This window comes from Legionella sp. MW5194 (assembly GCF_016864235.1).
Taxonomy (GTDB): domain Bacteria; phylum Pseudomonadota; class Gammaproteobacteria; order Legionellales; family Legionellaceae; genus Legionella_C.
This window is the reverse complement of sequence record NZ_CP045732.1, coordinates 822889-843493: the sequence shown is the minus strand read 5'-3', so window position 1 is coordinate 843493 and position 20605 is coordinate 822889. Positions and strand designations below refer to the sequence as shown.

Here is a 20605-nt window from a genome sequence, read left to right as displayed (position 1 = left end):
CTCTAGCGCGAGGCAATCGCGCGCAGGGTATTCTGGCGAAGCAGGTCGGCAAAATCATCGGCACTCAGGGGTTCGGCAAAATAATAGCCCTGCCCCTGATCACAGCCGAGATCTTTAAGCAGTTGCAATTGTTCCCTGTTTTCGACCCCTTCGGCAATCACTTTCAACTTCAACCCATGCCCCATGGCAATAATCGCCTCGACGATGGACGCATCATTGCTGTCATGGGTGCAATCACGGACAAAGCACTGATCAATTTTAAGCTTGTTTACCGGGAATTTTTTCAGGTAATTCAAGCTGGAATACCCGGTACCAAAATCATCAATGACAAAATCAATACCGATGGAATCCAGTTTCAGTAACAGGGAAATGATTTTCTTGGTGTTGTCCATGAGTGTGCTCTCGGTCAATTCGATTTCGAGATAACCGGGGTCCATTCTTGATTGTTTAAGAATATCCTCCAGCGTATCGATAAATCCCTCGCGCTTGACCTGCACGCAGGACACGTTCACGGCGATGCGGATTGGCGGCAGCCCCATTTTTTGCCAGGCAGCATTCTGCAGGCAGGCCGTCCTGATTCCCCATTCTCCCAAGGGAACAATGAGTCCGCATTCTTCGGCGGCAAGAATAAAGTCATTGGGTAACAGGAGACCCAAATCGGGGTGTTGCCAGCGCATCAATGCCTCCACGCCACAGATTTCACCCGTTTCAATATGGATAATCGGTTGATACAACATAAAAAATTCTTTGTTTTTTATTGCCTTTCGAATCTGGCTTTGAATTTCGAGTTTCTTTTGCGATTGGTAATTGATTTCTTCATCGTACAGCTGATAATTATTTCTCCCCTGACGCTTGGCAAAGTACATGGCCATGTCCGCGTTTTTCAGCAGAGTCGTGGCATCTTTGCCGTGATGAGGGTAAGTGCTGATGCCGATGCTGGTGGTGACAACAAGGTCATGGCCGCTGAGTTTAATCGGCTGCGTCACTTTATTAAGAATATGATCAGCAAGCACAGTGATGTCTTCCCTGCGGCTGTTCATGAACAGGATAACAAATTCGTCACCACCAAAACGGGATACCGTATCGCTTTTACGTACACACTCCTTTAAACGGGCAGCGACCTCCTGCAACAATTGATCGCCGGCATTATGGCCCAATGAATCATTGATGATTTTAAAATTATCCACGTCAAGGAATAACAGCGTTAAATGATTTTGAAAACGTTGCGCGTAAACGATTCCCTGCTCGATGCGATCATAGAGCAACGTGCGGTTCGGGAGACTGGTGAGGAGGTCATGATTAGCCTGATAGGCCAGCTGATGCTCCATCTGTTTTCGCTCACTGATGTCACGATACTGCCAGATATGCCCAGCCTTGCCTCTGTCCGCACCATGAGGTTTGACATAGAGCTCAAAAAATTTACCGTCCTTGCAGGTCAGCTCATCGATCCACTCATGCGCTGACTGCTCATGAAAATGCTGCATTTTCCGGGCATAGGAGTCCGGATTTTCCAGTTTGGATAAAATATGCTGGCTGATATCCTGGTAAGTGTAACCCGTGATAACATCCTGAGGGATTTCCCACATGTCCAGAAAAGTCTGGTTAAAATACTCAATATGGCCATGATTATCGACCACCAGCACGCCAAATTCACTTGATTCAAGGCTGGCACGCAGGATATCAGAGGATTTTTCCAGTGCATTGGTGCGCTCCGCCACCTTTTTTTCCAAAAGCTGGTTATTAAAACCCAAATCAATGTTGGTTAAACGCAGTTCCAGCGAGGACACCACCAGTGAATTCAAGTAGTGGGAGGACCCCAGCATGACAAAAACATAAAGAAACACGCAATAGCCGAGAAGAATATTATCCCCGCCCTGGGCAAAAAGCCAAAACGCATAGGGTAAAACAGCCGGTAACAGGAAAGCGATGTACACGGAACGAATGGGGGAATAATACGAACTGGCCGAGGCGGTGATGCCTAACAGCACGATCACCACGAAATTCTGTTGAAATACACTGTCAACCGGAATGAAGACACCGGCTGCAAATCCCCAGCCAAGGCTTGAAATCAATACTCCAATAACAAACAGGGTAAGCCAGGCTTTCTGGCTCCGCGCTTCATAATGATGCCGATAACGCCAGACAATGTAACCTCGCCAAGCAGCCGAGGCAATGAACATGTAAAGCAGCCACCCGATCAACACCCGTTGATCAAAGACAGTCCATAACGCAACACAAATGGAGGTAACCGCCAGGCATTCTCCGAATAAGGCCACGGGGATTTGATCATAAAGCAACTTGACCTGCGCTCTCAGAATATTTCTTGCCACGATAGACTGACCTTCTGCACGCATGCCAGAGGATTAAATGCTGTTCTTCTCTCCATAACGTCCTGTCGACTTGCCGGTAATAAACCCCTTTATTCTTATTAGTATAGACACAGGCCAACCGCGTTTTGAAACTTTTTACGCAACCTCAGGCTGTAAAGCCCAGTAAGTCTTTCTATACTAATAGTAACGAAATCAGGATCATTTTCTCTATGATAAAAGAATTAGAACAAGCACTTAGCCAAGCCCTTTACGGGAAAGAAGAAGTGATTCGGCTGGGGATAAGTTGCCTGCTTGCCAATGGGCATTTGCTTCTTGAAGACATACCGGGCATGGGCAAAACCACATTCAGTCATGCCCTGGCTCATTTTACCGGCATGCAATACCGCCGCATTCAGTTTACCAGCGACCTGTTGCCCAGTGATTTAATTGGTGTGTCCATTTTTGATGCATCGACACAGCAGTTTCGTTTCCATGCCGGCCCGATTTTTTCACAACTCATTCTTGCCGATGAAGTGAATCGTGCAACGCCACGAACCCAGAGCGCCCTGCTTGAGGCCATGGAAGAACGCCAGGTGACCACAGAAAACGGCACACAGCCCCTGCCGGAACCTTTTTTTGTCATTGCCACCCAAAATCCATCCCATCAAACCGGCACCTACTTTCTACCGGAATCACAGCTGGATCGTTTCCTGATGTGCTTAAGCATTGGCTACCCTCCCCCGGAAGCAGAACGGCAACTGCTGAAACTACCGGAAAATGGTAAAATTCTTGAGCAGCCGCCAGTCAGTACCGTTGCACAGCTTTTGACCTGGCAACAACAAAGCCTTCAAGTGCACGTCGCCGACACCGTGTTGGACTACATTCAGACCATTCTGGCCGCCAGCCGCCATCAGGGCTGGTTTAATCATGGTTTAAGTCCGCGAGCAGGCATGGCGCTTGTACGGGCGGCTAAAGCCTATGCCCGAACCGAGGAACGCGATTTTGTCCGCCTGGACGATGTGCAGGCGGTGATGCCGGCAGTGGTTAATCACCGCCTGGTGATTAAGCAAGCCCACATTCAGCATTCACCAGCCGAAATGTTACTTAATCACGTTGAGGTTCCGCTTTGAACACGCTTATGACCGATCGCATTAAACAGTATTGGTTTCAATGGGCAAAGCGGCGCAATGCCCCGGGTGAGCCACAACGATTGGAAAATGCTAACCTCTACATTCTGCCTTCCGGTTTTGGCTGGGCCTACGGGGCAGTGTTGTTGACCTTGTTTCTTTGTGCCATCAATTACCAAATCAGCGCCATTTTTTTATTTACGTTTTTTTTAGCGATTATCGGCATGATCAGTGCCTGGGCCACCCATGCCAACCTGAAAGGCTTGACCATTACCAGCACGGAGATTGTCGATGTACCCAGAGGCTCACCCGTGGTTGTGCGGCTCTTTATTAAAAGCGCTCATGGACAACGCTTCAGTTTGCACTGCGGCATACCTCATGAAGCACACCAAACCATCGATTGCCTCCCCGGAGAGGGAAAGGAATTAACGCTTTATCTGCCAGGCGAACGACGCGGTTGTTTTACACTGCCACCTATCCAATTCCACAGTGTTTTTCCCTTTGGTCTCTTTCGAACCTGGGGCTATGTTTTTTTTGACAAAACCTATTTTGTTTACCCCGAGCCCGTGTCACCCGGCTTCTGGCCGCAAGCCGCCTCAAGCGAGGAAGGCAGTAATAAAATAAGCCAGGCAGGCATTGAAGATCTGGAAAACCTGAGGCCAGTGAGTAATCCCTGGGTTCAGGTTAATCGCATCGCCTGGAAAATTGCCGCGCGAGGTCAGGGTTGGTATCTTAAAACGATGAGCAATCCCGAAGGCCGCTTTTGGTTGTTTAAACTCGATGACCTGCCGGCCATGGACATTGAACAGAAATTACAGCATGTCAGTTACTGGCTGATTGAGGCTGAGCAACAGGGGTTGGCGTATGGACTTGAATTAAAGGGGATTCGCACCGCCTATTCTCAGGGTGCCAATCATTTAAAACACTGTTTACGCCAATTGGCAGCGTACTGATGAAGTTAACCACGTACACACCCACTCTGCGTCTGGCCCTGCTGGTGATGATGTTCTGCTATTTACCGCATGGAATGAACATGCCGGTATTGCTGTCGCTGATGATCGTAAGCGCAATCGGCTACCGCCTGCTGGTAAGCTATTACCCTGCACCATTGCCGTCAGGCGGAATAAGACTCGGTTTAATTGCGCTATGCCTTGCCTTGTTATTCTGGCAATACGGTACCGTGTGGTCAGGGCAATTTTTTATTGGCTTCTTACTGCTTTTTGTGGCCTTAAAGAGTCTGGAACTGCAAAACCTGCGTGATTTGCGCGTCATCATTCTGTGTAACTTCTATTTAATCCTGACAAACCTCATCGTTTACCAGGAATTATGGATTTTTATTTACCTTCTCCTTGCTGTGTTTGCCAATCTGTTGTTGATGATAAAACTCGTTGCGCCTGAAACACCCTGGGTCTCAGGCGGCAAACTGATTGTCAGGCACATGCTGCTAGCGATCCCGATTACACTGGTGATGTTTTATCTTTTTCCACGATTAACCAATCCCCTCTGGCAGGTGCCCTCCCTGTCACGGGGACAATTGGGGTTTAATGAAGAACTCACCCTGGACAAAATGAATGAGCTTTTCAATGATGATTCGATAGTCATGCGGGTAACATTTAAGCCAACTTTTTTGCCAACACTCTACTGGCGTGGCATTGTGCTCAGTCACTACGATGGCTGGCGATGGACTGCCCTGCAACGCGACAGCACCTATTTTCCTCCCCTTGAAAAAATCCCGCAGGGACAAACCGCAGACTACCAGATCCTTCTTGAGCCGCATCAGAAAAAATGGCTTTTTTACCAGGACTACCCTTATGCCGCCAACCCCAACCTCCTGTATGCCCCGGGAGTTGGACTCGTGCAGCCGGGTGATCGCGAGGTCTATCAGCGGTTTGCCTACGCCGTCGTTGAGAAAAGACCCTTTTATTTGCCCATTTCTCCCAGAGACAGGCAATTAAATACTTATTTACCGCCCGCCAACAACCCGCGATTACGCGCTTTTGCCAAACAACAATTCGAGGCTGTACAGGGTGATACAGAGGCGTTCGTTAATGAACTGAAACATTACATTCATAATGAACCGTTCTGGTACAGCCTGTCGGTTAACAATCCCAGGCGCTTTCATCAGATGGATTATTTCTGGTTTGAGCAGCGCCGGGGGTATTGTGAATATTACGCCAGCTCGGTCGCTTTTATCCTGCGCTCGGTGGGGATCCCGTCTCGAGTGGTGGTGGGTTATCACGGCGGACAATGGAATCCCATGTCCCACTACCTGACTGTACGGCAGAATGATGCCCACGCCTGGATTGAATACTGGCAGGAAGGGAAGGGATGGCGGCGCCTGGATCCGACACTCTACATTGCCCCTGAACGGATTGATCGGGCCATCCGTGACAAGCAGGGAAAAGCAATCGCCTCGCAATGGTCTCAGGAAGGATCGCTCCCCTGGCTTGCGCAGACTGGGCTGTTTCTCGAATCCCTGCAATTTTTCTGGGAGCGGTGGCTGCTTTTTTATAATTACGATAATCAGCGTGCCTTTTTAAAGGAGCTTGGTCTTAATCACTGGGATGGACAAACTCTACTCAGGGTGTCTATCGCAGCTCTCCTCGCTTTTTTATTGATCGGCAGCCTTATTTATCAATGGCAGCAGTACCGTTACCGCGATCCCATGGCGCGTGAATACGCAAGACTAAAAAAACACCTTAAAGCCCTGGGCGTTGATGTCGCCCCACCCGCGACCTTAAATGATCAATTGCGAACCTTGGGGCAGCAGTTTCCCGCCTTAAGGATCAAGCTCAGCCAGTATTATCGCGAATATGAATTGCTGCGATTAAAGCCTTTGGTTGACCGAAGCAAGGGCTATCAGAGAACACTGCAGTGGTTAAAATCCTTATCGGCTTATCTCAAGCGGATTAAAAGACGATGCCGGAGCACGGGGACGGATTGCTAAAGTCATCCCCATCCACGGGGTTTTCAGACCGAAACACGTGATTGCCGTCGACAGGCTTTGAGGGATTTAAAATCTCAAAATCGTCTTCTTCTTCTGATTGTTGCGGGTCTCCTTTAATTGTAATTCCTCTTTTCTTTAACGCGTCATTGACATTGCTGGTCTTCGGAAGTGGTGAATCCTCGACGGGTTTCTCGATTGCTTCTTTTTTGGGGAGGATTGTTTCAACGGCATCAATCAGTGTATTCAGTACTAATTGACCCGCCTGAACAAGGGCAGCACCCAGCGTTAATGTCCCTGCAGCCGCCGTGCCTGTCGCCAGCGACACCCCCATCAAACCGAATAACTGCACCAAAGGATAAGCCAGTGCATTAAAAACCGGAGCCGCCGCAGGGGCAGCGGCCATGAGCATCGGCACCACAACAGGCGCGGCAAAATACACCAGGGCCGCATAAGCGCTCAATGAAACAACAGCGCTTAAAATCCCCAGCGCGGGATGAACACGCCAGGCCTCTTTAAAACTGGTGATAGGGGATGTCACTGTGCGAATCGCAAAATACAAGCCTTTAAACAGTCCCTGCAGGGCAATGATGGTTAATAACAGACCGCTACGAAAAAATTGCGTCGCTGGATGGGTTGGAGCCCAGGCTATCAGGCTGTTTTTAAGAAAACTGAAGGACTCCGATACGCCATTGGCCACTAATTCCGGCAACTTGATCACGTTGATTAAGGGATTAAAAATAAAACCCAGCGTGAGGAAGTACCCTACTTGGCGCAAAGTGCCCTCTTTGGAAGGCCAACCCATAAAATAATGCCCAAAATGCAGGGCTGGACGCTCCTCTTCGATTTTATCCGGCAGGTATGTGTCAAGCCAGGCTTTTTTCATGAACGCCCAAAAGCGGTTCGTGGCCATTGATTCATAAAGGGTTTTCTGCAGCGCCTCACTGCTTTCATGGACGGGATTGCGGAGTTGGTCCAGTAAGGCCTCCACCGTCACAGGTTTTTTGTGCATGATGAGGTCTTTTAACACCAGCAGTTGCGCCGCATGATGATAACCGCAGGAAACCCCGTCAAAAAATGACTGGGTGCCCAAGGCAAAATGAACTGCCGGCCTGTTTTCGTTTTCCCCATCAGAGAGGGTGAAGGAGGATGTGGGTCTTGGCGACAAGGCATTCCATAGAGCGGGGATTAGCCGGCGCCAGCTAAACTTTCGATCAGTGAGTTTATCCGAGAAAAATTTTTCCCGATCACTTGCCTTAGGATCAAAAAAATGAATATCCCCATGCGGCGGCACATACATGCTGGCAATGTGGCGTTCCGTGACGCCGTTGCCGACGACACCGGCGAGAATATGAAAACGTGGCTGTCCGGTTTGAAGCTCGGGAATACGCTTTCGGAAGCCCGCCAGTACACCGCCTAGATCGTGTTGAATAGGGGTCAAAATAACGAGAAGCTTGTTGTCTTTATCTACTGTTTCTATGCAATACTGGAATGATTGATTCAGGTCATTGCCCTCGGCAACGTGTGTATCAGAGAATTTTTTCCCTAATATCAGTTCCGTAGCCTCATTACCTAAATCCGTGTAACCCGCCATGACAAATACCCTCAACACCCTTTAGGTATTTAAAATAACAGAGACAGATTAAGGAAGAATTAAATACCACTGATTATCAAAAAATAATTATTTTGAGGACTGCAGCGCATGCTTTGAGCTTCCGAAAAAGCCATGGGCATCATTTCGTCTTACTCTTTGCCACCCTCTCCATGCGGGAGAGGGTGATAAGTCCACGTTAAGGAATTACAGCAGGTAATTCTGCGCTAACGCGGGGGGTATTTATCGGCCGTGGGGGTTGCCGCGATAAAATCAATGTCATGTGCCAGAGGTCTGCGATTGGCGCGGAAATAGGTGATGGGTGAATGCGCCAGCAAATCAGACAACTTCGCCATGTAAATACAGGCAAAACGATCCACCTGATAGGCAAAATAACTTTCCTCAGCACCGGCTCGGAAAACCCGATCCCATTTCGGATTGTAATACTGATGCTGCTCCTGCAGAAGTTTCGCCAGCTCCGCATCGATGGCGTTTAATTTTTTCTGTAACTCATTAATGTCTTCATCAAACGCTTTGGAGTGCTCATCGATGCGTTGGGTACAGAGTTCCACATACTGCTGCTCCAGCGTTTTTTTAACATTCATGGCTTCACCGATTTTGAGCGTGGTCGGCAAGGCTTTCGCCTGAGCCTCAATTTCATCGCCCAATTCTTCGACTACCAACGCCGTACGCCAGTTACAATCCTTTTTCAAACGGACAATATCCCCATAGATATGGTCACCGATGTAGAGAATTTCATCGCCCTTCAAGTTAAGATCATGCGTGAATTTATTGGCACAGCCGCCTTGATAAATGCCTGGGACAATCGGCCCATTCAAATTGGTCATGCTGCCGTCTTTCGCATTAATGTGTAAAAAGCGCAGATTGTCATAAAAAAACCGGGGTTTATTCGCCAGCGTAATCACAAACTCAAACAAACTGGTCCAGTCTTTTCCCTCGTCAAGAAAGGGATTAATGGCATAATCGAGCATTAGTTTGGTGTAAAAATAATCGGAATTGGTCAGTACAAAAACCTTCTTCCCATGGCGAATGTACCATTGAAGTCCTTCCACCACCTCCTTGTCCTTGATGACATAGTCGTCAAGGTTCTCACTGATCACTTTTTTAAGGCTGCCGTCGGCGTGCGCCATGTCGACGTATTTCAGCACGTCCATGGCAATGTCATGATAACTGGGCAATTGACTGGGGTATTCATCCTTGTAATCAACCAATTGGCTGTACAACACAGCAAAAGCAATCGAGAAGGACGTATCAATCGCTTTGTAATTGGCATCGCTTAAATCCACATAGATACTGCGGTAAATGTCCTGCTGCTCCGCATAGCTGATGGGACGGGTGCCATGATAACTCTGGCGAATGGCCGCATACCGGCTCAGTTTAAGCAGGTTGCCATTTTTGCTGTCAATCACCAGACCCCGAATGGCGTCATCGAAATTAAACTGAAACGTGCGGATAGCGGCAGGATAATTGTTGTGGCTGATTAATTTTTCCACAACCAATGTGTAAACCAGCGTTTCAAGCTTTTTGGTGTTGTAGCGGAGCAAGGTATGGTCCATATCCAGACCAATGTACTTGATTTTCTTCATATTCAAAATGCGGTTTACAAACACTTTTTGATTCATCAGCTTTCCTCAACCTCCCGTTTATCCGGGGCATTAGTCATGAATGGACAAAGACTGGGCAACGTCAACAAGGCTTCCTTTTCCCGGCGCGACAGCGTCTTAATAAATCGCTCAAGCTTTAAGGCGGCAGACTTGTCAAAGACCTGCCAATGAGCAGCAATTTCGACTGGTTTAAAACTGCGGGTATACTTGCATTTTCCTGCCAGATGCGCCTGGTAGCGACGCTCCAGATTAGTCGTGTAGCCCGTATAAAGGCTGCCATTTACACAGCGAAGCATATACACGGTATACGCCGTCATCTACCTCATCCTGCCTTCTCCTGTTTTCTCGGGCTTAGGTTACACCAAAGCCTTCTGGAATTCATCTTTTATTGCCTTCCTCGCCAGTGGGGGGGTTGAAAAAATCGATCACCGCCTGATTCCACTCCTCGGGCTTTTCAAGATTCGCCAAATGACCAGCTTCTTCAATAACTACAAGCCGGCTCTGTTTGGTGATGGCCTGCATGGCCCGGCTTTGCTCCGGTGAAATCAAGGCATCCTCCGCACCGGTTATGAAAAGAACCGGTAAGTCCGTTACCGCCAAAAGCGAGGTGGCATCCTCTCGCATGGCCATGCCTCTTAACGCCGAGGCCATGGCCGCGGGGGACTGCGCCGACAAAACATTGTGGAGCCAGGTTCGCAACGCCGTCGCGGCGTGGGCTGACAATGCCTTAGGCAAAAATCCCTCAATAAAAGCCTTGTTTCCATGCTGCAGGATGTCCTGAGCAGCCTGTTCTCTCTTTTCCTGCATGGGTATTGTGTCTGCAATGGCCTGCGTGTCCGATAAAATTAAACCGGCTGTCTTGAGCGGGTATTTTTTCAAAAAAGCCAAGGCCACATACCCACCCATCGATTCGCCGGCAAGGATGGCTTTTTTAATCCGCAGGTGCTGAAGAAGCAAAGCCACCTCCTCGGCATAGTCACTCATACTGACGGCTTCGCCATTGACGGATTGGGACTGGCCAAACCCCCACAAATCAAGGGTAATAACGCGAAACTGACTGGCTAAGGATTGTTGCGGAATCCATAAGCGTTTGTCCGTTGGAAATGCATGAATAAAAACCAGAGTCGGCCCTTTCCCTGTGTCGGTATACGCGATGGGAGGAGAAGAAGCCCGCACTGTCAGTTCGCCAAAAAAAGCAAATAAAATCAATACCCAGATTAAACGTCGAACCAGGCTTTCCATGAGGTGAATCTCCTTGTGAAAATCCTATCATAGCGGTTTTTTGATGCAGAACAATGGGGCCCAAGACGCAGAACACCGCTTTCTTAATAATCTGTTAATATTAAGCCAAGCAAACTATGGTATTTTATATACATAGTGTGAGCGAATTTGGAACACAGGCAATGCCATTAACTGAACAGCAGGCTCTTGAGTTACAGCAAGCCATAGCCGGTATTCAATTTGAAAACAAAATACAAATAGCGCAGCTTCGCTGGATAAATTTGATGGCACCCAGCGTCCACCCCTTCTCGCCCCCCTCCTCCAATGACACGGCAAAACACCTTGAGGCATTAGCTACACTTCAGAGCCATCTCATCCATGCACGTAATGCGCATCTGGATACTAAATCCGTTAAAATCAAGTTTGATGAAGACTCGGCATTTGGCAAAAAAACCATCCGTGTTTTCGATCCCTCCCGCCAAAAGAATTTTAACAGTGGTGTGTTTGATGTTTTTGCCCGGGGCATTGATTCGGCCAATGCAGTGATTGAAATACTAAAACATGCTTTTCCGCTTAAGCTTCGAGACAGCCAAGGCGCCCTGCAATCATTGACCGAGCATCCCAATCAAGAGGCAATAGCCCATCTGATGAAGCTGCTTTTCCAATTCAAAAATAACATGGCCAATTATGAGGCTGATTTAAAAGGTAAAAAACAGATTGCCGCTGCGATGAAAGAATTAAAGCGGTTTAATGCCGCCCTGGCTTCGCTGCTTGTGGAATACAATGTGGTTGAGGAACGCAGCCATGCTGAAAAAGCCATTGGCCTCGTGCGAGACTTTGTCTGGAAGCGGGATCTTTGTATTGCACACTGCAGCATAGAAAGAAAAGCGCCCGGTTCGTCTCATACCATGTTGCGCTATGCCGAGCCGATGACCTTTGGTCCCTCGGAGTTTCGCTTAACGGGAGGCGACAGCCGCCTGGATTTATGGCAAACAAACAATCGGACGTGGCTTCACGATTTTGCCGAAAAACTGGGTTTGAACCAGAACAACATGGCTGGCAGCTGGTTTCAAAAATTCCTGCAGGCCAACAAGGAACAACTTGCTTCCCTGTCTTCCACGCCCATGACGCGTTTTACCCCCAATCCGGCCAATGCCTTTGATTGCACCGACTTTATTGTCGATGACACCAATCGCCTGGTGCACATGGGACATCATGTGCGCATGGCCATTACCGATCCTCTTGAAATAAAAAATCCCATCGAGCGCCAGAAACTGACCGATTTCAATCACCTGCAGCTTTTCAGCAGAGCTCGCCTGGCGCAGGAAATCACGGCGTTCATGAGCAGCTGGGGGTGTTTATTCCAGGATGCTGGCAATCGTCCCATCCCTTTAACCATTCTTCATCAGACCTTAATTGGCGATGAAGTCACATTATCCCCGGATCAAACCAAAGCCGTCAGCGGTTTTGACGGCAGCGTCATCGATGCGAAACAGGAAGCCAATGAAGCGGTTCGTACCATGTTGTCGAAAAGCCTGGTTCTTTGTGAGAGAGAAAAACCCCATCGGGTTGTGATCCTGAACAAATCATTACTCAAGCAGACAGACAACGGCATTGAGGTGTACGAGGGCTCATCCGGTCAGCGAGGAAAATTGCTTGCTACCTACGGGTATGATCAATACCGGGTGGTCAAGGTGAATCTTTTGGAAACCAACAACTGCGTGAACATGTGGCATTCGCGGGCCCGTATTCGCAACAAGGATGTGAATGACGCCCGGCAATTGATTAACAATGCCGTCGAGCTCTTTGAAAAGTGCAACACGCAATTAAATGACCCTAACTTAAGCACCATCATCGATTTCTTAAAATCACGTGACCATTCCCTGATTACCCTTCATAAACCCCGGGGCGAAAAAGTGAAGGCGGCAGTCAGACAACTGAGCGCGACCCTGCGGGACAACCCTCTTCCCGGCGACCTCAGTGAGCTTGATCGTGAAACCCTTAATCTAAGCCTGCAAGCTGCTGTCGAATTAAAATGCACCGTGCATGAAACCTGGTTTGGCTCCATGCGCCGCGTGATTTCCAATTTTACCCGCGACGTTCGCGACACCGTTCCGGTGATTGGTCACGTGATCAATTGGACTACACGATTTGTCTTATGGACACTTTCAACAGTCTTTACTATTCTCGCCTTTCCGCTTAATGCCCCTTCCTACATCAAGCATTTAGCCGACAGAAAAGAAATTGCCAAAGCCAATTATGAAGGGCTGCTGGCAGAAAGCATCGGCGCCTTGATGGGCGGTTGCATGAGTGCCGCAGATCGTGCCGGTGAAATTGATGAACAACGTGCCGCGTTGCGCCGGCAGTTCGCCGACACCGGGGTATTGCTGGGTTATAATGATTCGCCTGAGGCCAAACTGGCGTTTTTTAAAAATTATGGCAGTACCCGCACCAAGCACGATAACGTGGAAATGGCCACTGGCACCGCCGTCACCAGTGATGCAGAAACCCGCGGTTTCAATCCGTTATTGTATGTGGCGAAATTCTTAGCCGCAATCCACCTGATTTCCCCTGACGCCATTGATCTTATGACCGTTGGCTTAATGTCCTCCCGCGCTGAAACGCCAGAGGAACGAGATGCCAACGAACAGATGTCGGGCTTGAGAAAAACAGGCTATGACGGAAAAGTAAGATCCAGCACCCAATACCTGGGATCCAAAGAAAAATCGGCTTCCAAGTCAAGCGCTGACCCTGAAATACAGAACGGGAAAGCCGACCAAACGCAGAATCCTGTCCCTGAAGTGAGCGACATGGACGAGAATCCAACCTACTCCAGCACATCCACCTTTGGGTATTAATCGCCAGCTATTGCCATGCAGCCGGCAATAGCCAAAATCAGTTTTTAAAGTCCATACCCAACGAATCAACCGGCGGTGCTGAAGGGGCGTATGGACCCTGCACGGGGAGGGAGAAAAACTGCTCTGAATTGGCAGCAAACGCCAGGTTTGTGGCTTGTATTTGGGACGCTTTGTTATGATAAAAAGCCGCTGTTTCAGCATGAGAACTTATCTTGCCTTTGATTTGATTCACGCTTAAATAGCTCCGGTTAACCTCCTCTTCCAGTTGAGGAATTTTTTTGTCCTTAAGGCCACTGATTTCCTCTGCCTGATCCTGCCAGGTTTGGGTGTTTTGCCTCATTTCGCTGGCTTTTTCTTCAAGTTGCCTCTGGCTTGCCTTATTCATTAACGTATAAACCAGGACCGTCACGAGCAAACCCACCAAGACCAGCGCGGCTGCTCCGCCCGGTATAAACAGCAGAGGGCCTAAGCCCGCAGCGAGAGGTAACATCGTCAATGGCAAGGCGGAAGGAATGCCAATGCCAAGAACCGCAGCAAAGAAAGCAAACAGGGAGGCAACAAGGGCGCGGCGACGCACCGGTTCCCGCCGTGCAATCTGAGCCCGTAAGTCCTCATTCTCTGCCGCCAATTGCTCATTTCGCCGCATCAATTGCGGATTGGATTGCAACAGATTCTGCACGCGGTTTCTGGCATTTGCCAATGCCTGCCACAGGCTATTATGAAGCGACTCAGCTTGCTCAAGATTCATCCTCTCCTGCCTTTCTTTTTCCTTTTCCTGCAGGTAGGCACTCATCGTCTCGGCAATGTGCAGTAAAAATTTTTGCTGCCCATCGAGCCGGCTTAAGTCTGTGTCATGAAGCAAGACATCAATCAAACAGCGATAACTGATCGCGTTGGCTGTTTTTAAAAGGTCCTCTTTCTTTTGCTCCAGTTTTTTATCGCAGAAGAGAATGTCTTTTTCCAGTTCCTTGCGTTTTTTTTCAGATAACTGATTCATTGTGCCTTCATTGCGTGCTTTTGTCCGGGTTTCCCGCTCAAAACTGCGTTGTTGCCTCTGCTTTTCCCGTCGAGGAATCGTGTCGAATTCAGTACTGTTTTTATCATAGGCTGCTTTTAATTGACTGAGAGTGGTTTTCGCGTTGAAAACGTCAAGCTCCGCATTACGGCATTGTCCTTCAAGATGACTACGTCGTGAAATCAACGCCTGCAAGTCCTCGGAAGGGTGATGGCTCACCACAGCATGACCATGATGATGAACAAGCGGCGTGTGTTCGTGGTGATGGGTGGTCGCGGCATGGCCATGATGATGCGCACCCACCGAATGACCATGGCTGTGCTGAACGCTTTCCAGTTGACTTATCTGCCGGTTCAGTTCAAGCAGTTGCTTGCTTAGTCCCTGATGACGTAAAACAAGGGCATCAAGACGGCTTTGTTCCTGGCTGATTTGTTTGTTTAAGCGGTTGAGCGTTTGGGAGAGGGATTCCGCCAATTGCCTGTCGTTCTCAGCCTCGCGTTTATCGTTAAGATCCTCTTTCTTGTCTTCTTCCTCCTGTTGTTTGAAGAAAGCCTGCGTGAGCGATTCCTTACTTTCTTTCTTGTCTTTCTCACAGTCAGTGGAAAGCAAGCCGGCTACCGCCTGAATGACTGACTCTAACGGCCTGACCTCAATACAAAGGTTTCGCAATTGCTCATAACCGCATTGATCAATGGCAATCTTTGTTTTTTCCCTGACGAGACAATGGATATCGAGCGTGGCTAACGGCATGGGTATCTCCTTATTAGAAGGCCCATTTTAGCCGTATTTACTACGCCGTCAACTCAGAAAAGCAGGCATTTCATGTGTGGAAACCCGTATTAAACACTGCCTATCGACTGGCTGAACAAGCGGATAATCCAGTAGAAAAGAATGAGCACCTGCCCAGCAAAAAATACAAAACGCACCAGCACCGCCAGAACCCGGGTCGACAGGACATGAACAATGGACTGCAATACCCTTAAGGTCAAAAAAGTGAGTACCAGAGGATTAATAACAGGCAATTGCTGGGTCAAGGCGGCTACAAAGACCACGCCTATAACCACAGGAAGGTTTTCGTAACAGTTGGCATGGGCGCGGCATAAGCGATTGGCAAAAGGCGACACATCATCACCAAACGGAGAAAACGCGTTGGCGCGGCGTTGACCGCTTACGGTGAGACTAACGCGCAATAAACCAATACTGAACAATAAAATCAACGTCCAGGTGCAAAACCCCAATACCAACAGATAACCTGATTCCATGGCTGTCCTGACTAATCACTAAATCACTAGCATAACCAAGGTATTGCAGTTTGTCAGCGTTATTTACGCCGGGAAACGAAAGGGTTGTCTTTAATGTAAAAACGCAGTTCCTCTTTTGCCCATTCTTTCGCATAATCCACACCAATGCGGGGAGTCTTAATCACGGAGAAGGGTTCAACTGCAGGATTTTTAGCGACAAAGAAAGTGTCACTCAACAAGTCATGGGCATTCAACTGCCTGTCGATTCCCATGGCCCGGCAAAGCAGGCCAGGACCCTGAGTACGGCCGGCAATGTTGTGAATGGGTTCAAGCGCCCGCAGCAGCACCGCCGTGCCCTGCCCTTCAGGTTCAGTCACCACATTGACGCAATGGTACATGCCATAGATGAGGTAAACATAGGCATAGCCCGGGGGACCAAACATCACACGCGTGCGCGGCGTGATGCCACGTGAGGAATGCGCCGCCAAATCCCGTTGACCGAGGTAAGCCTCTACCTCGACGATTTTGCCAACACGTTCTTCATCCCCCACCCGGTGAATGAGGTAGTGGCCCAGCAGGGATTGAGCCACCTCCACCGTGTCGCGATTATAAAAATCCCGGGTTAATTTTTCCCACACCATAAGCAATCTGAATTCATTGGGTCGATAAAGCCACAATCGGCTTTAAGCAAGACCTTTTAATCAATTCCATAGTATAGCTGACTTCCGTCGTGTGACGACAAGCGGGAAACCATTTAATGCAGCGGCCTCCCTGACCTTGTGAGTCAGGGATAACGCCAAACTCTTTATTCCACACCCACAGACACGTTACCTGCCGTGTAGGAATGAGCGCCCACCCCGGCCAGACGTCCCTGATTCACCACCAGGTATTCGTTACGGATCGGACGGCCTGCCAACCAGCACTCCAGAATTTCACGGGTGCCTGCCGCATACCTTGCCTGAGCAGACAGGGATGTCCCGGAAATATGGGGAGTCATCCCATGATGAGGCATGAAACGCCAGGGATGGTTATGCGGTGCAGGCTGAGGGAACCAGACATCACCCGCATAGCCAGCTAGCTGTCCTGATTTGCAGGCGCGAACAATGGCATCCCGATCACAAATTTTACCTCGTGCCGTGTTAATCAGGTACGCTCCTTTTTTCATGTGAGCCAGCAGTTTATCGTCAAACAGATGCTCTGTTTCCGCATGCAGGGGCACATTGATTGTCACCACGTCACAGTGTGGCAGCATGGATTGCACATTGGGGTGATAAACGAGGCCCAATTCTTGTTCCACCGACTTAGGCAACCGGTGATAATCGGTATAATGCAGTATCACGTCAAATGGCTTTAAACGGCGCATGGCCGCAAGACCAATACGGCCGGCACCTAATGAACCCACCGCCATGCCTTCGAGATCATAAGAACGTGTCACACAGTCAGCAATATTCCATCCCCCGTCTATCACCTGCTGGTAGGAGGGGATATAGTAGCGAACTAAAGCCAGGATCATCATCACCACATGTTCCGCCACGCTGATGCTGTTGGAGTAGGTGACTTCAGCCACCGTGATGCCATGGGCCATGGCCGCATTCAAATCCACATGATCGGACCCAATACCCGCTGTTATTGCTAACTTCAATTTCCTGGCTTTGGCCAAACGCTCTGACGTCAGATAAGCCGGCCAGAACGGTTGGGAAATGACGATGTCGGCCTCCGGCAATTCCTGCTCAAAACGGGAATGGGGGCCGTCTTTATCTGACGTCACCACCAGAGTATGGCCCTGACTTTCAAGAAAAGCGCGCAAACCCAACTCGCCTGAGACACTGCCCAGCAATTCCCCTGGTTTAAAATCAATTCGCTCAGGATTAGGCAAGGATTGGCCCCCGGGGTAATGGCTGATGCGCGGAATACCCTCACGGGCATAATGCTCAGGGTAGCCGGTGACCGGATCATCATACAAAACACAAAGTACCTTTGCCATTTATTCTCTCCATGTAATCAGTGTCCTGAGCCACTGCGCTCAGCCCATCCGTAATAGCGTATAAGCTTCCTGTTCGTCCTGAATTCAAGACGTCAGCCAGTCTTGCAGCAATAACGCTGTCCGTTCACGCGTCTGAATCAGCGAATCTGAATCGTCCGCACTTGGCGCGGCCAAATCGTCACAATGCGACGCGCCAGCAATCATACTGTAAGCCAACCCGGGATTGCCGGTATTGTTATTGCGATCGGCTAAAGACAACAGGGACCAGGGATCCTGTTCGCCATTGGTGAAATGAATGTTGTCAATGCCGCTTTCGATCAAGGGAAAATAATAGGCGGTGTTCATCCGCTCCGTGTTGGCCGGCTGCGTCAGACCAAACAGCCGTTGACAGAGCCTTTGATGGTATTCGTCATTAATCAGTCTGGATCGAGTCGACTTGTCCGGATTGGGGTGAGCGTTCTGCCAGTAACCATACTCAGTGCAGGATTGATAAAGCCAGGCACGCAGTCCGAATCCTTTATTATAGTCAGCAGGGTTCTCACTGATCGCGCCCTGGGCGCTGAGTTCCACGGCGGTGATGCCATACTGGTTAAAAATGGCCTGGGCAAATGCCGCGTAGTTCTCTAAAACCGTTTTTTCAGGCGAGGCCAACTGTTCACAGAAATAATCGCGCATGCCGTATTGCACCGCCATGGCACCCAAATCGGCGACCACATAGATAAAATCGACATTCTCGTGAATCGCTTCGGCGCTAAAAAGCTGCTTAATTTCCTGCAGACGCGTCGGGTCTGTGAAGGACGCTTCAATGTCACGCACCGCCTCCCGCATTCTGCCTGCGCAATCAGAACCGGCAACCTCCGTCACGTGGGCATCGTAGTCAATGAAATCACTTTTAGCCATCACCGGTGCTGAGGACGCCAAAGCACCTGCTGCCAGCTCCGGGTATTTTAAACGATAATAGGCCGCCAGCGACCCGGGATAGGAACCGCCAAACGCGATCCAGCGTCCTGTCCAGTGCCGCTCTTTGCTCAATTGTTGCTGGAAATTGGCCAAATCATCCAGCGCGGCATCGGTGGACAAATACCGCAGGTTTGCTGCGGACAACGTAGCAAACGGATGGCTTTCGCCGTAATAACGGTGTTCCAAAGCCACCAGCCGGGCATGAAACTGTTGAGCAAAATGCCAGATAGCTCCCTGTAAATGGCGTTTTTCACACGCCCCCTCACCGCAAATGTAGAAAAAAACGGGGGCGTCTTTTCCGGCCGCGAAATGTTCATCCACATAATAACGTTGTGCAAATGTCCCGAGGTCATGCTGATGGTGATCAATCCATTGCTGGAAACGGCCTTCATGAATTTTTTTCCCAGCCAAAGGCAATGACGGTGTTCGGGCACGCTGGACGTAATAATCCAACGGATTAGCATGAGTCAGCGGCAACAATAAAAATAAACTGAGACCGGCCAGCAGCGGACCTGCAAATCCCTTTACCCTGTCCATCATCCCTTCCTTCTTTACTGATGAAATTCAATGATATTTTTGTAAAGGGGATAAAACAATATTAATTTAACAATTGCGTGTTTTTTTGCAGGTAGTCCAGTAAATTGGCCGGCCGATAGTTCGGATCAGACTTGTAGCGTTGCAAAACGGACGGATGCAGCATTTCACAGGTTTCCTTTCCTTCTGCCGTCGGCTGGTCGATTGGCCGCGAATAAGCCGGGATAAGCCGATACAGGCCGGTACGCGAGTTGGCGCAGGGCTGCATAAAATCAGGCTTGATGGGGAGTTCAGACAGCCCGAGACCCGCATGCCTTGCCTTGTCCGCCATCCATTGCAGCGCAATATCCGATAGACCGGTTGCGCCATAACCGCCGCCAACATCCGAATGGACACCCACAAACCACACCTGTTCCATGGTTTGGCGGGTATCGTTTTTATCTTTTTCCCACAATGCCGGCTGAAAATGCCGCCGTAGCTCATTAATAGCCACCGCATGGTAGGCATGATCAACCATGCTGCTTAATTTATAGTCGTGAAAACGGTAGCGAGGCGCTAAAATACCATTAAGAAATAAGGGATTGCCCAGTGCACCCACCGTGTCCCAGACCCCGATGAATTTAATCGGCGTTCGATCCCTCACCGCATAGGAGCGGCGAAACAGGGTCGACTCCACCAGACGCGGATGAGACGCCAAGGTACGGGCACTGTAAAGCTTAAAGCCCTGATCAATTTTATCAATCTGATTACGCCGTAAAATGCCGCAGTTGCGGATCATGCCGGCCAAGGTCCGTACCGTGAACGCCCCGCGGCTGAAACCGAATAAAAACAATTCGTCGCCGTCGTCATAATTCTGCACCAGAAAACGATAGGCCTTCAGCATGTTTTCCGATAAGCGATAGCCGGTCAGGCCATCGTAAATTCGGATGAACGCGTTGCCATGCGTGCCGATACCCGTGTCATAGAACATCATCTGCTGAAGGCCTTTGTAATCATACAGGACAGCTTCAGCGAGTTTTGTAACGTTGGTTTTCAATGGCAGTCCATTAAACATGGCATCAGGCAAATTCCAGGTTCCGTCACAGCAAATCACAATCCGTTTCATTAAGACTATCCCTGTTGCTTTTTCTTTAATTATAGAAGTAGATTATACCTCTCCCGGGCGTTGCGCCGTTTCGCTATAATGCCGCCATTGT

At 49.2% G+C, this 20605-nt stretch carries 15 protein-coding genes; 4 read left to right on the top strand and 11 right to left on the bottom strand.

All coding sequences use genetic code 11. From position 1 onward, the window contains the following. Positions 1-2 precede the first annotated feature (2 nt). Positions 3-2330: a bifunctional diguanylate cyclase/phosphodiesterase gene (locus tag GH742_RS03970; protein ID WP_239005273.1), complete on the bottom strand. Its 2328-nt coding sequence runs from the start codon at positions 2328-2330 to the stop codon at positions 3-5. Positions 2331-2539: 209 nt separating this feature from the next. Between GH742_RS03970 and GH742_RS03965 the strand changes: the two genes are divergently transcribed. The 3 genes from GH742_RS03965 to GH742_RS03955 are packed head-to-tail and all read left to right on the top strand — an operon-like array spanning position 2540 to position 6383. After that, a complete protein-coding gene (locus GH742_RS03965) occupies positions 2540-3439 on the top strand; it encodes a MoxR family ATPase (protein WP_203456195.1) in 900 nt (299 codons plus the stop codon). 8 nt (positions 3440-3447) lie between these two features. Then, positions 3448-4389, top strand: a complete 942-nt coding sequence (locus tag GH742_RS03960; RefSeq protein ID WP_203456194.1) for a hypothetical protein — start codon at positions 3448-3450, stop codon at positions 4387-4389. Beyond that, complete coding sequence (locus GH742_RS03955; protein WP_203456193.1) at positions 4389-6383, top strand: DUF3488 and transglutaminase-like domain-containing protein; 1995 nt, start codon at positions 4389-4391, stop codon at positions 6381-6383. The genes GH742_RS03960 and GH742_RS03955 overlap by 1 nt, the downstream gene beginning before the upstream one ends. Here GH742_RS03955 and GH742_RS03950 read toward each other — a convergent pair. From GH742_RS03950 to GH742_RS03935, 4 genes are all read right to left on the bottom strand, one after another. Further along, positions 6346-7974, bottom strand: a complete 1629-nt coding sequence (locus tag GH742_RS03950; RefSeq protein ID WP_203456192.1) for a hypothetical protein — start codon at positions 7972-7974, stop codon at positions 6346-6348. The genes GH742_RS03955 and GH742_RS03950 overlap by 38 nt on opposite strands. Positions 7975-8198: 224 nt before the next feature. Next, positions 8199-9614: an HAD-IG family 5'-nucleotidase gene (locus GH742_RS03945; protein WP_203456191.1), complete on the bottom strand. Its 1416-nt coding sequence runs from the start codon at positions 9612-9614 to the stop codon at positions 8199-8201. Beyond that, positions 9614-9913, bottom strand: coding sequence for a GIY-YIG nuclease family protein (locus GH742_RS03940; protein ID WP_203456190.1), 300 nt, complete (start codon positions 9911-9913; stop codon positions 9614-9616). The genes GH742_RS03945 and GH742_RS03940 overlap by 1 nt, the downstream gene beginning before the upstream one ends. Before the next feature lie 61 nt (positions 9914-9974). Continuing rightward, on the bottom strand, positions 9975-10838 hold the full coding sequence (locus tag GH742_RS03935) for an alpha/beta fold hydrolase (protein ID WP_239005272.1): 864 nt from the start codon (positions 10836-10838) through the stop codon (positions 9975-9977). 161 nt (positions 10839-10999) lie between these two features. Between GH742_RS03935 and GH742_RS03930 the strand changes: the two genes are divergently transcribed. Then, entirely contained in the window at positions 11000-13675 is a 2676-nt protein-coding gene (locus GH742_RS03930; protein WP_203456189.1) for a hypothetical protein, read from the top strand. Between the two features lie 37 nt (positions 13676-13712). Here the strand turns inward: GH742_RS03930 and GH742_RS03925 are convergent, their stop codons facing one another. The 6 genes from GH742_RS03925 to GH742_RS03900 all read right to left on the bottom strand — a co-directional run bounded on the left by GH742_RS03925 (position 13713) and on the right by GH742_RS03900 (position 20514). Next, on the bottom strand, positions 13713-15440 hold the full coding sequence (locus tag GH742_RS03925; protein ID WP_203456188.1) for a hypothetical protein: 1728 nt from the start codon (positions 15438-15440) through the stop codon (positions 13713-13715). Between the two features lie 89 nt (positions 15441-15529). Further along, on the bottom strand, positions 15530-15952 hold the full coding sequence (locus GH742_RS03920; protein WP_203456187.1) for an MAPEG family protein: 423 nt from the start codon (positions 15950-15952) through the stop codon (positions 15530-15532). 59 nt (positions 15953-16011) lie between these two features. Then, entirely contained in the window at positions 16012-16572 is a 561-nt protein-coding gene (locus tag GH742_RS03915) for a DNA-3-methyladenine glycosylase (protein WP_203456186.1), read from the bottom strand. A 164-nt stretch (positions 16573-16736) separates the two neighbouring features. Then, entirely contained in the window at positions 16737-17915 is a 1179-nt protein-coding gene (locus tag GH742_RS03910) for an NAD-dependent formate dehydrogenase (protein WP_203456185.1), read from the bottom strand. Between the two features lie 84 nt (positions 17916-17999). Beyond that, positions 18000-19415, bottom strand: coding sequence for a S28 family serine protease (locus GH742_RS03905; protein WP_239005271.1), 1416 nt, complete (start codon positions 19413-19415; stop codon positions 18000-18002). A gap of 58 nt (positions 19416-19473) precedes the next feature. Then, positions 19474-20514: a DUF2235 domain-containing protein gene (locus GH742_RS03900; protein ID WP_203456184.1), complete on the bottom strand. Its 1041-nt coding sequence runs from the start codon at positions 20512-20514 to the stop codon at positions 19474-19476. Between the last annotated feature and the right edge of the window lie 91 nt (positions 20515-20605).

Bases quoted from the DNA above. Each gene is read 5' to 3' on its own strand.
- GH742_RS03945 (WP_203456191.1), bottom strand. From the start codon at position 9,614: ATGAATCAAAAAGTGTTTGTAAACCGCATTTTGAATATGAAGAAAATC.
- GH742_RS03930 (WP_203456189.1), top strand. From the start codon at position 11,000: ATGCCATTAACTGAACAGCAGGCTCTTGAGTTACAGCAAGCCATAGCC.
- GH742_RS03900 (WP_203456184.1), bottom strand. From the start codon at position 20,514: ATGAAACGGATTGTGATTTGCTGTGACGGAACCTGGAATTTGCCTGAT.
- GH742_RS03910 (WP_203456185.1), bottom strand. From the start codon at position 17,915: ATGGCAAAGGTACTTTGTGTTTTGTATGATGATCCGGTCACCGGCTAC.
- GH742_RS03905 (WP_239005271.1), bottom strand. From the start codon at position 19,415: ATGATGGACAGGGTAAAGGGATTTGCAGGTCCGCTGCTGGCCGGTCTC.
- GH742_RS03915 (WP_203456186.1), bottom strand. From the start codon at position 16,572: ATGGTGTGGGAAAAATTAACCCGGGATTTTTATAATCGCGACACGGTG.
- GH742_RS03925 (WP_203456188.1), bottom strand. From the start codon at position 15,440: ATGCCGTTAGCCACGCTCGATATCCATTGTCTCGTCAGGGAAAAAACA.
- GH742_RS03965 (WP_203456195.1), top strand. From the start codon at position 2,540: ATGATAAAAGAATTAGAACAAGCACTTAGCCAAGCCCTTTACGGGAAA.
- GH742_RS03935 (WP_239005272.1), bottom strand. From the start codon at position 10,838: ATGGAAAGCCTGGTTCGACGTTTAATCTGGGTATTGATTTTATTTGCT.
- GH742_RS03955 (WP_203456193.1), top strand. From the start codon at position 4,389: ATGAAGTTAACCACGTACACACCCACTCTGCGTCTGGCCCTGCTGGTG.
- GH742_RS03950 (WP_203456192.1), bottom strand. From the start codon at position 7,974: ATGGCGGGTTACACGGATTTAGGTAATGAGGCTACGGAACTGATATTA.
- GH742_RS03920 (WP_203456187.1), bottom strand. From the start codon at position 15,952: ATGGAATCAGGTTATCTGTTGGTATTGGGGTTTTGCACCTGGACGTTG.
- GH742_RS03960 (WP_203456194.1), top strand. From the start codon at position 3,448: ATGACCGATCGCATTAAACAGTATTGGTTTCAATGGGCAAAGCGGCGC.
- GH742_RS03940 (WP_203456190.1), bottom strand. From the start codon at position 9,913: ATGACGGCGTATACCGTGTATATGCTTCGCTGTGTAAATGGCAGCCTT.